General features: G+C 38.8%; 7 protein-coding genes. All 7 read right to left on the bottom strand.

Going from position 1 to position 11,333, the window contains the following annotated elements; translation table 11 throughout:
* Positions 1 to 857: glycoside hydrolase family 3 N-terminal domain-containing protein (locus tag ON09_RS18935; protein ID WP_010602639.1), on the bottom strand; the 857-nt coding region annotated here is incomplete at its 3' end.
* 27 nt (positions 858 to 884) lie between these two features.
* On the bottom strand, positions 885 to 2,630 hold the full coding sequence (locus ON09_RS18930) for a discoidin domain-containing protein (RefSeq protein WP_010602638.1): 1,746 nt from the start codon (positions 2,628 to 2,630) through the stop codon (positions 885 to 887).
* Positions 2,631 to 2,707: 77 nt separating this feature from the next.
* Positions 2,708 to 4,072: a glucoamylase family protein gene (locus tag ON09_RS18925; protein WP_010602637.1), complete on the bottom strand. Its 1,365-nt coding sequence runs from the start codon at positions 4,070 to 4,072 to the stop codon at positions 2,708 to 2,710.
* Positions 4,073 to 4,089: 17 nt separating this feature from the next.
* Positions 4,090 to 5,757, bottom strand: coding sequence for a glucoamylase family protein (locus ON09_RS18920; RefSeq protein WP_010602636.1), 1,668 nt, complete (start codon positions 5,755 to 5,757; stop codon positions 4,090 to 4,092).
* Between the two features lie 68 nt (positions 5,758 to 5,825).
* The gene (locus tag ON09_RS18915; protein ID WP_010602635.1) at positions 5,826 to 6,650 is read right to left on the bottom strand and encodes a LamG domain-containing protein; all 825 of its coding nucleotides are present in this window, start codon (positions 6,648 to 6,650) and stop codon (positions 5,826 to 5,828) included.
* An 18-nt stretch (positions 6,651 to 6,668) separates the two neighbouring features.
* Positions 6,669 to 8,150: a RagB/SusD family nutrient uptake outer membrane protein gene (locus ON09_RS18910; protein ID WP_010602634.1), complete on the bottom strand. Its 1,482-nt coding sequence runs from the start codon at positions 8,148 to 8,150 to the stop codon at positions 6,669 to 6,671.
* A 13-nt stretch (positions 8,151 to 8,163) separates the two neighbouring features.
* Complete coding sequence (locus ON09_RS18905; RefSeq protein ID WP_010602633.1) at positions 8,164 to 11,187, bottom strand: SusC/RagA family TonB-linked outer membrane protein; 3,024 nt, start codon at positions 11,185 to 11,187, stop codon at positions 8,164 to 8,166.
* Between the last annotated feature and the right edge of the window lie 146 nt (positions 11,188 to 11,333).

Here is an 11,333-nt window from a genome sequence, read left to right as displayed (position 1 = left end):
ACGTACACACTAAAACCCCATTGGTTACGTAAAACCTCAGTCATTAACCATTTACTTCCCGTAGCCGGAATACCATCAACTTCATTGAAAGATGCCATAATGCTTGCTGCACCGGCATCAACAGCAGCTTTGTATGGTGGGAAATACTCGTTGTACATGCGCACCTTGCTCATATCAGTAGTATTGTAATCTCTGCCCGCTTCTGCAGCACCATATAAGGCATAATGTTTCACACAAGCTAAAATTTCATTATTGGCTTGCAATTTACCCTGATAACCTTTTACCATGGCGGCAGCAATTTGCGAGCCCAGATAAGGATCTTCACCACTACCTTCAGAGATTCTTCCCCAACGTGGGTCGCGTGAAATATCAACCATAGGAGAGAAAGTCCAGTTGATTCCGCTTGCGCTGGCTTCGATGGCTGCAACTCTTGCCGATTTTTGTACAGCGGTCATATCCCAGGTTGCACTCATGCCTAAAGGAATTGGGAAAACGGTATTGTAACCGTGGATCACATCCATGCCAAAAAGCAAAGGAATTTTTAACCTGCTTTCTTCAACGGCAACTTTCTGAACCGCTTTGATTTTATCAACCCCTTTAATGTTGAACAAACCGCCAACCTGACCGTTTTTAATTTTTTTACCGATGTCGCTGCTGTTAGCCTGACCGGTTGTAATATCACCGGAGCTAGGCAGGTTTAACTGGCCGATCTTCTCATCAACAGTCATCTTCGCCATCAGGTTAGTGATAAATGTATTCATCTTTGCCTCTTCAGCGGATATAGGTTTTTTGATTTGTGCTGTTGCATTTAATACGAGTGATGTTAAACAAACAACCAGGATTTTCGCTCTATTCATTATATATGTGTTTTATTCTTTTAAAAATTAATCAACTTTTTTTACTGCGGTTTTTGTCGAAACTCCATTTTCATTTATGGCTTCGATTGAAAAATAATAGGCCTTTTGGCTATCCATTGCCTTAAACCAGTATTCATTAACGTCATGGATCATGATGCAGTTGTAAAGTTTATCTGGCGCCGTGCCATAATATAAATTGTATGCAAAAGCATTATCTACAGGTTGCCATTTAATGTAGGCACTTCGTTTATCCTTTTCAGTTCTCAATACAATTAAATTTTTAACTGATGAAGGCTTTTCGCCATTTCCATTTCCAAAAATACGCAATCCACTGATGGCAAATTTTCCGGTTGGCATGTGGATGTTTACCATTTTGATGAACCTCGTTTTGACTGGTTTTTCCAGTTCGATGTAATCGTGAGGAACATCTTTTTTATTCTGACTCTTATCAACTAAGGTTGTCCATTTTTTGCCATCAAGCGATGAAAGGATTTTATATTGATGGTAAATGCCAACCTGTTTGCCGATAAATTCAGCATCTTGATCTGCATAATTGATTTGAATGGCATTCACCGTTGCTAGACTTCCTAAATCTGTTTGAATCCACTCGCCATTGTTAGCTGTTTTTGCGCTCCAATAAGTTTTAATGCTTTCATCAACCGCATTATTGGCATGGAAGCCGCCAAGTGTTGAGGATACAGTAACTGGGTTTTTATAGTTGATCAACATCCAGCCTGGTCCGGCGGGGCCATTTTCTATTCTTTCAGAAGGAAGATAAAGTGGATAATCTCCAAAGGCGGTGTTTGTCCACATCACATCATCTTGATCAAAATCTGTCGGCCAAATGCCCATTCTACGTTCCCAGGTATTTTTCACACAAATGATGCTGGTAGAAATGTGCCAATAATTTTGTGCATTATCCTGAAAAGTCGCCCCATGACCAGCGCCACGTGAAAAGCCGCCACCTTTGTAACTTAGTGGGTCGGATTGCGGTGTTGAAGGACTATCATAGAAGAGTGGTTTAGTTCCAACAACAACGCCATCAGAATAGCCGCTAAATTCAGTTCCTGGTGCGCCATATTGAAAATAATATTTACTCTTGTGTTTGGTCATCCATGCACCCTCGCTAAAAGGATCGAGAAAAGTATTATCCATGTATTCTCCAAAACGTTGCCAGCCATAACGCCAGCTTTGCAGTAAATACATAGGGGTGCGTGTTCCTTTTGGCTGGAATGTTTTACGATCGAGTTCTACGCCATACATCGGATAATTATTACTGCTACCGTTGTACATGTAAAATTTGCCATCATCATCGGTAAAAAATGCAGGATCCCAACCGCCAATTTCTAAGGAATCTACCAAGGGAAACCATTTATTTCCCAACGGATCTGTGCTTCCCCAAAGCGTGAAATTTTTAGTGTATGTACTTCCAAATACCACAACAGTATCGCCAATAATACCTACCCCGGGTGCACAAAGTTCATCCTTGGTTTTGTTCCATGGGCGAAGAAATTTACGTTCTATAAATTTCCAATTCAACATGTCCGAACTGTGCCAGTAACCCCATTGGTTAGTGCTAAAAAGCAAGAACTCACCTTTGTAGTTTACAATAACAGGATCTGCAGTTGCACGATGTTTACCCCATTCAGTAAAAGATTCAAAAGGTGTATAACCGTAATCCACATTAATGGGGTTACAATATGTTTTCTGCTTCTGAGCGAAAGCCGCCAAGAAGAAAGTCAAAACGTAAATTGTAAGTACCGTTTTTTTCATATTTTAAACTTAGAACGCCAATCCAAGGTATGAAGCAATCTCACTAATGATTAAGCTTAGCTCCTTGAGATGAGATTTTATTTTATAGCCGGACTTTCAAATCCTAGCTTAGTTAATCCAGTTTTAACTTCTGGTGCACTCATAAATAACTTCCACAATAAACCGGTTCTGCCGTTTTCGATCATGACTACAATTGGACCCTGATCTATTCCGATATATCTTTTTGGAAACCAATTCTCTGTTTCACTATAAGCATCGTAGAAACCAAATTCGCCCCAAACTTTATCATTTAGGTTCTCATATAAATTTCTGATGACCTGCATACTTTCTTTTTTCGCGTAAGGATATGAAGAAAGGGCTGCGGTAGGCGCAATTACACCAAAATCTTCTTGTGGATTGTGTGCCGCATAACCCTTAACAGAGTAACTTGCCGTTAAGCCCCATGAATTTTTACCATAACCTTTAAAGCCTTTTGGGTTTTTGATGGCATAATCGTAATTAATTAGCGTCTGGCTTTTATTTTCTTCCCAATAATTAGCATATCTATCTTTTAGTCCGGTTGGATTTAAACCTAAATAGGAATAGTGTGCCCAAAAAAGCGGACCCACATTTTCACCTACCACATTATGTTTTAACTTAACAGGATGACCATAAATTGAAATATTGGTATTAATCTTACCGCTTTTAGCCCATCCTTCATGATAAACTTCGGCAGGTACGCCATGTGTTGGTGAACATGCTGCCAAAACATAAGTAATTAAACATTCATTATACCCGGTAATGGCAAAGTTCATTTTCCAGCCGGAGTTTGGCGACCAGTGCCAATACAACACATTCTCATTGTTTTTTCTGAAAAAATTCCAGTCAATGCCTTTCCATAATTCATCAGCTTTTGCAGCTAATGCCTTTTCCTGTGGATTGCCATTTATATAATATTGACGAACACAAATTAAAGCTTGTGCCAGGAATGATGTTTCAACCAGATCGCCGGCATCATCATTTTTGCCAAATGCTTTTGCTTTTCCTGAAGGTAACATCCAATGAGGCCAAACACCGTGAAAACGATCTGCCTTGGCTAAAAAATTTAAACCCTTCTCAAGGTGTTTAAATCCTTCTTCTCTGGTGATAAACTTGCGTTCAATAGCAGCGATGGTGCCCATGATGCCAAATCCACTTGCACCAGTGGCGATAACGTTTTTATCATTTTGCGGATAGATATTGTCGCTGTGATAACGCTCTCTGGAAAGACCGGAAGTTGGTTCAGCACCTTCGTAAAAATACTTATAGGTTTGTTTTTGTACCAGATCGAGTAATTGATCATCTGATAGGCGTCCTTTAAGCGTAGCGTCAGTTGTATCTGTCTGAATGACTTTTTGCGCACAAGAGGATATGAGGATACTGGTTAACGATAAAAAAAGAAGGTGTCGGAATGTAAGTTTCATGTGTGTAATTACTAATTTTAGAGATTGGGACTGCTAAACCCAAGGTTTCGCATGCCTGATTTAATTTCTGGAGCACTCATAAATAAGTTCCAGATGAGCTTTGTTCTATAATTTTCAATCATCACGATGATCGGACCTTGATCGATTGCAAGTGTTGATGTCGCAAACCATTGATCCTTCAGTGAAAAGGCATCATAAAAACCATACTCGCCCCAGGTTTTGTTTCCTAATTTATAGTAGAAATACTTCATGGCTTGCATGGATTCTGTTGGCGTGTACGGCATAGATGATAAGGCTGCAGTAGGTGCTATCGTGCCCCCGTCATTATTCGGTGAACTTGCAGTATATCCGCCTTGAATATCGCTTGCTGTTAGGCCCCAGCAATTTTCGCTGTAGCCATAATTTCCTAATGGATTCGCTTTACAGTAATTATAATTAATTAAAGTATGGGCTTTTGTTTGTGTTTCGTAATTGGCGAAAGCATCACTTAAGCCATTCGGATTGATGCCCAGAAATGAATAGTGAGAAAAGAACAGCGGGCCACCATTTGCTGTACCCAAAGGAAGCTGAACACCATAATAAGTGTTTCCATTTTTCATGGCACCATTTTGTGCCCAACCCGTATCATATACTGATTTTGGTATCGAAAAAGTAGGAGAGGAGGCAGCCATTACATAAGTAATCAAACATTCATTCCAACCTTTAATAGGTAAGTTCATATCCCAATTGTAATTTGGGCTCCAGTGCCAGTAAAGTGTTGTGCCATTATCTTTGCGATACCAACTCCATTCAACACCGTTATAAATGGTATTGATATCATTTCTCAAGGCAGTTTCATTCGCGTTTGTGCCGTTAAAATATTGACGGGCAGTAATCAATCCTGCCATTAAGAATGACGTTTCTACTAAATCTCCGCCATTATCTTTAGTGCTAAAAGGAATTACTTTTCCTGTATTTCCATCCAGCCAATGGGGATAAGCACCATGAAAACGTTCAGCTGTTTTTAAAAATGCCACGATTTTTTGCATTCTTGCCAGTCCATCAGCTCTGCTGATAAAATTGCGACTGATACCTGAAACCAAAGCCATGATGCCGAAGCCGGAGCCGCCAGAAGTTACAGTATTACCAGATGTATTTCTTTCTCTTGCTAAACCACTGGTTGGGTGGCCAAAATCCCAGAAATATTTAAAAGTTTGTTTTTGAACGAGTGTTAAAAGCTCGTCGTCTGTGATGCGGGGGAATTTATCGGTATCGTCAACAGCTGTGATGAGGTTGACGGCAATGCTTGTTTGCAATTTGTTGCCAGTTTTTGATAGCAATCCCGTATTTACGGTTAAAATATATTTTGTAATAGGTTGTAATGTTGAGGTCGTAATTACTACTGTATTATCGTTATTCTCTAAAGTTGGTGTGTAGGTGGCTGCATTTCCAGCAGCGTCTGTTAAGGTAATGTTTCCGCTAACGGAACTTATATTGATAGGGGATGAGAAAGTAATTTTAACAACAGGGTTGTTGTTTAATCCATAATAAGTAAAGCCACTGAAAGTGCCATTAACTTTTAAGTCAGAAAAAGCATAGGTTGCCGGAGGAATAACTGGATCGATAACAGGATCAGACGTTCCACCCTTTTTGCAAGCAAATAATAGGAGGGAAAAAATTAAAGTATATATCTGGATGTTTTTCATTTTTGGATATTTAAAAAAGGGCTGCCATTTGGCAACCCTCTTACTTGTGCCGTTAGGAATTTGGGATTTTATTTACCTCTTCCTTCAAGCTTTTGTAACGAACTGATTTCAGTATCGGTTAAAGCTTTGTTATAAATTCGAACCTCATCTAACTGGCCTACCAAATAACTTGCCCAATCTTGTTTACTGGTTGCAGTAGTTAAACTAGGTGTAGTTTGAAAATGAACTGTTCCAAATACCATTTTGCTGGCATTTTGAAATACCAAAGGGCCATTATTGGCAATTACCTGCGTTGCAATTTTTGCCCCATTAACATATACTTTGTATGTAGATGTTCCCTGATCATAACTTAACGCAATTTGATTCCATTTATCCCATGGACTAGTCATAGCATAATTACCTAGCCAATTGTCAGTACCAGCGTTATTTAAATGGAATTTCAAATTTCCAGAAGCGGCTGTACCACCATTTTCGAAAAAAACAGTCATATTTCCCCAAAAAGAGTTTGAATTGGATACGTCAACTAAACCAACAATACCCTTATCGTTAAGTGGCATCTTCTCCCATAAGGTAAGTGTAAAGCTCTTAAGGTTTTGAACCGCAGCTGGAGTATTAGAAACAACATAACCATTTAAAGCACCTTGTAAACCATTACCTTTCACTGCAGGAGCAAATGAAGTTCCTGTATTGACACCAACAGTATTAGAAACACTATCAATTAAACTACCATCAAACGCCCAATAAGCTACTAAACTACTTGGCGCTATTTGTTTTGCGCTAGTATAACCACCGATATTTAGTGCCGGAGCATAGCTTGCAGGATCAAATTCTTTTTGACATGAAGATAACCCCAAAGTCATCGCCGCCATTAATAAAAAATATTTTGTTTTCATTCTTATAAAATTTAGAGGTTAATAACCTGGGTTTTGTGTTAATGTACCTGCACTTAGATCAATCTCTGTTGAGGGAATTGGCCAAACTTCATTTTTACCAGCTTTCCAGCCTCTAGGACCAAAAACTGCAGTGCCACGACCTTGACGAATAACATCAAAATAACGATCTGATTCCATTGCAAATTCAACTTGTCTTTCTTTCCAGATTGCCTGACGAATCGCTTCTTTATCTGTTGAAGTAACATCAGGTAAAACACCAGCTACACCACCACGAGCACGAGCACGAACCTTATTTAAAGAGGTTTTAGCCAAAGTTGGATTATTTAACTCATTTGCAGCTTCAGCGTTCATTAACAAAACATCAGCGAAGCGAAGAACCCTTACATTTTGTTGTGCGCCTTCATTTACACCAGTAATAATTAAGCTGAATGGAACATAAGATTTTTGATTGTACATTGGATTATCACCCGTTGCAGCAATGATATCACCCTGTGGAGTGGTTTCACCTCTAAAAATGATCGTTGCATCTCTTCTTACATCACCTGGCTCATAAGCTGCTGCTAACGCTGCTGTTGGCACATTAAAGCCCCAACCTCCAACAGAACCTCTTACACCCTGGACCTGGCTGTACTGAGATGTTGCTGAATTCGGAATACTTTGATTAATTTCACATTGAATTTCGAACACTGACTCAATGTTATTCTCATTATTTAACCTGAAACTTTGCTCATAGTTAGGGAAAAGATCGTAACCCATACCCATTACTGTATTGGTTAAAGAAAGTACTAAATCCCACTTACCAAGATACATAGCAACTTTTGCATGTAAAGCTAGAGCAGCTCCTTTAGTTGCCCTTCCTCTATCAACTGCTGTGTAAGTTTGTGGTAATGCAGCTGCAGCGTCATCTAAATCTTTTTCAATTGCTGCCCATACCTGTGCTTTAGGTGTACGTGGAATGTTAAATTCTGTCGCATCTTTTGGTACATTCAAGCGCAAAGGAACATCACCAAAAGCCCTAACTAATCTGAAATAAGAATAAGCACGAACGAATTTAGCTTCAGCCAAGTAACGAGCTTTTAAACTTGCATCCATATTTATTGCAGGAATGTTGTCTAAAACCTGGTTACACAAGTTGATATTTTGATATTGTCCGGTCCAGAATCCACTGAATTGGCCTTCAGTTGATGATGCTGTGTAGTTATCAAAGTTATTTAAATAACTGGCATCATTTACAGAACTCCCTTTTTCAGCATCATCACCAGGAATACTTTCTACAGCTAATGCAGGGAAAGCTGTATTTTCCCAGGTTCTCAAATTTCCATAAATAGAATTTACGGCTTTGGTAGCATCATCCTGAGTTTTCCAAAATGTTACTGCAGGTTGCTGCGCTTGTGGATCTACATTTAAAAAATCTTTTTTACATGCAGGAGATATCAGAATGGTTGAGCATAAAGCAATAAGCCCAAACTTTTGTATGTAGTTGTTTTTAATATTTTTCATGTCTTTATCGGTATTAGAAAGTAACTTGAAGACCTAATCTGTAAGTTGCAGATAGTGGATAAACATTTGCATCAATACCTGCATTTGTTGGCGTTCCTCCAATCTCTGGAGTAAATCCTTTGTATCCAAATAAGTTAATTGCATTTTGAGCATCAACAAAAACTCTAATTTTTCTCAGGGTCAACTTTGTCATTAAGCTGGTTGGCAAGGTGTAACCTAACTGAACGTTTCTTAAACGAATATATGATCCATCTTCAACATAAAAAGAATTAGGCGCTGAGTTAGCTGTAGAACCGACATTTGCAGAAGGATAAGTTGTTGATGTTCCTTCTCCACGCCATCTGTTATCATAGAAATCTTTGCTAAAGTTTTCATTACCAAAACGATAGGCAACGTTTGCGTTGTAAACATCAACATCTGCAACACCTTGCACATCAAGAGATAAATCAAATTCTTTATAACCAAATGTTGCGCTTAAACCATAGCTGTATTTAGGGTTAGGATTACCAAGAACCACACGGTCCTTTCCGTCAATAACACCATCGCCATTTACGTCAGCATATTTAAAATCTCCTGGTTTCGCTGATGTTCTTTGGGCAGAAGCAGCAACTTCAGCTGTGTTTTGGAAGATACCTGCTACCTGATAGCCGAAGAAAGCACCAATTGGTCCACCTTGAACTGTTCTGGTTGCTAAAGCACCATTCGCAATACCTGCACCACCGGCATAAATTGGATTTAAGCCCGTAATAACTGATAATACTTTATTGTTATTGATACCAACGTTACCGCTAATTGAGTAACTGAAACCATTTTTAGCCTGATCAGCATAAGTGGCTAAAAATTCGAAACCACGATTCTGGAAATCAGCCTGGTTACCAATTAATTTACCGCTGGAAGTTCCGATTGATTGTAAAACGTTAATATCAAAAATTGCCTGTTCAGTTTTCTTATTATAGAAACCAGTTTCAATGCTTAAACGATTATTTAAGAATTTAGCTTCGATTCCAATATCAGTACCTACAGTGCGCTCCCAGTTTAAGAATGATGGAACAATAGAGTTCACATTTGCACCAGTATAACCCACACCATTGAAGAAGGCAACTAATTTTCCGCTTTGATCAACAGTTAACGTTGTTGGGTTTACAGGAACACCTGCGTTACCAACTTTACCCCATGAACCTTTTAATTTTAAATAGTTCACTACTTTTTGGTCCTTCATGAAATCTTCGCCAGTTACAACCCAGCCAGCACCTACAGCAGGGAAGTTACCCCACAAGTCACCACCGTTAAAGAATTGAGAAGCACCATCTCTACGTATAGTTGCATTTAATAAGTAGCGATCTTTGAACGAGTAGTTTACTCTTCCAAAATAAGAAGCCGAAGTTAGTAAACTTCCTCCATCTTCAACACGACGAGTTGCTGCGGTACCCAATGCAAGGTATAAATCTCCGTCACTGCTGTAAGGAACATCAAATGCTGTTGCTTTTACAAAGTAATTTTTTCTTCTTTGAGCAGTTTGTCCAACTAATACAGTTAAATTATGATCTCCAAAAGTATTCTTGTACGTTAAAGTGTTTTCGAGAATCCAGTTTCTGTTTTCATCCCTGTCGATGTTCAACGTACTTTGAGTAGTTCTTTGACCTTGAGTAGCTTGGTACACTGGAGAGTAGGCTCTTACTTCATTTTGGCCAAAATCGCCACCTGCACTTGTTCTGAAAGTAAAGTGTTTGGCAACTGTTAACTCAGCATAAACATTACCTGTAATGCGGTAGTTTTTTGATTTTTGATTGAAAAAATCTAAAGTTACTTGAGGGTTAAAGTTATTACCACCACCTAAGCCGAAATCATTGGCGTCGCCATAACTTCCATCAGCATAATAAACAGGTACAACCGGGCCTGCAGCATACAACTGGCGGAAAATACCACTGCTGATATCATTGGTATTAATCGCTGTTCCTGAAACCGTGTAACCAATTTTCAATGGCTTCAGTACCTGAAAATCGTTTGAAAACTTGGCTGTATAACGCTTGTAGTTTTGGGTTTTAACAATACCATCCTCATTGGTATAACCTAATGAGAAGTTATATGTAGTTTTCTCTGAACCACCATTTACAGAAACTTGATGATTAGTTTGTAAGGCATTTCTAAAACCCTGATTGTACCAGTTTGTACCTTCTCCATAACTTGAAGGATTTGCAAATAATGGTGTGGCCGTTGCATCATTAGATTTAATCAATTCATTAATGATCGTTGCATATTCAGTCGCATTGGCCATCTCTATCTGATTAGTCACTTTTTTATAACCAACTGAACCGTTATAGCTTATAATTGGATCTCCGTTTTTACCTTTCTTAGTTGTGATAAGTACTACTCCATTCGCAGCACGAATACCATAAATGGATTGTGATGATGCATCTTTTAAAATACTTAAGTTCTCAATATCTCCAGGATTTAAGAAGCTTACATCGTCAAACCAAACACCATCTACAACATATAAAACGCCGGTGTTGCCATAAACTGTTCCTGTACCGCGGATAGTAATTTTAGGCGATGAGCCAGGAGTACCAGTATTTGTAATCGAAACTCCGGCAACCTTACCTTGTAAAGCACTGATTGGATTTACAGATGCTTGTTTAGAAATTTCTTCACCTTTTACTGAAGCTACAGAACCCGTAACATCAATCTTTCTTTGCGTACCATATCCCACAACAACTACCTGGTCTAATTGCTGACTTGAAGATTGTAATACTACGTTGATTGTTGTGCGATTGCCTATAGCAATCTCTTGAGTTACATAACCAACAAATGTAAAAACAAGGGTTGCGTTAGCTGGTGCACTGATGCTATATGCACCCGTTGCATCTGTTTGTGTTCCGGTTTGCGTTCCTTTTACTTGTACGCTTACACTTGGCATGGTGGTCTTGTCACCTCCATCTGTTACAACACCTTTTACAGTGATGTTTTGCGCAAATGCTACGTTAGTTGCGAGTAAAAAAAATACGGCCAGAACAGAAATTCTTGTAAAGATTCTTTTCATGCTTATTATAATTTAGTTTAATTGTTAGGATAAAAGTGTGATTGTTTTTGGTCTTGTGCAAGTGATGCGACCTCTACATTAATACATCAAAGCAAAATTCAAGGTATCTCAAATGTGTTTACTGTTTTGCATTTGAGGCTAAAAAC

Source organism: Pedobacter agri PB92, from assembly GCF_000258495.1.
GTDB classification, from domain to species: domain Bacteria; phylum Bacteroidota; class Bacteroidia; order Sphingobacteriales; family Sphingobacteriaceae; genus Pedobacter; species Pedobacter agri.
Note: the sequence above shows the minus strand (reverse complement) of the source record. Positions and strands in the feature narration are given on the sequence as shown.

Coding starts and splice junctions, on each gene's coding strand:
- ON09_RS18930 (WP_010602638.1), bottom strand. CDS start 2,630: ATGAAAAAAACGGTACTTACAATTTACGTTTTGACTTTCTTCTTGGCG.
- ON09_RS18925 (WP_010602637.1), bottom strand. CDS start 4,072: ATGAAACTTACATTCCGACACCTTCTTTTTTTATCGTTAACCAGTATC.
- ON09_RS18920 (WP_010602636.1), bottom strand. CDS start 5,757: ATGAAAAACATCCAGATATATACTTTAATTTTTTCCCTCCTATTATTT.
- ON09_RS18915 (WP_010602635.1), bottom strand. CDS start 6,650: ATGAAAACAAAATATTTTTTATTAATGGCGGCGATGACTTTGGGGTTA.
- ON09_RS18910 (WP_010602634.1), bottom strand. CDS start 8,150: ATGAAAAATATTAAAAACAACTACATACAAAAGTTTGGGCTTATTGCT.
- ON09_RS18905 (WP_010602633.1), bottom strand. CDS start 11,187: ATGAAAAGAATCTTTACAAGAATTTCTGTTCTGGCCGTATTTTTTTTA.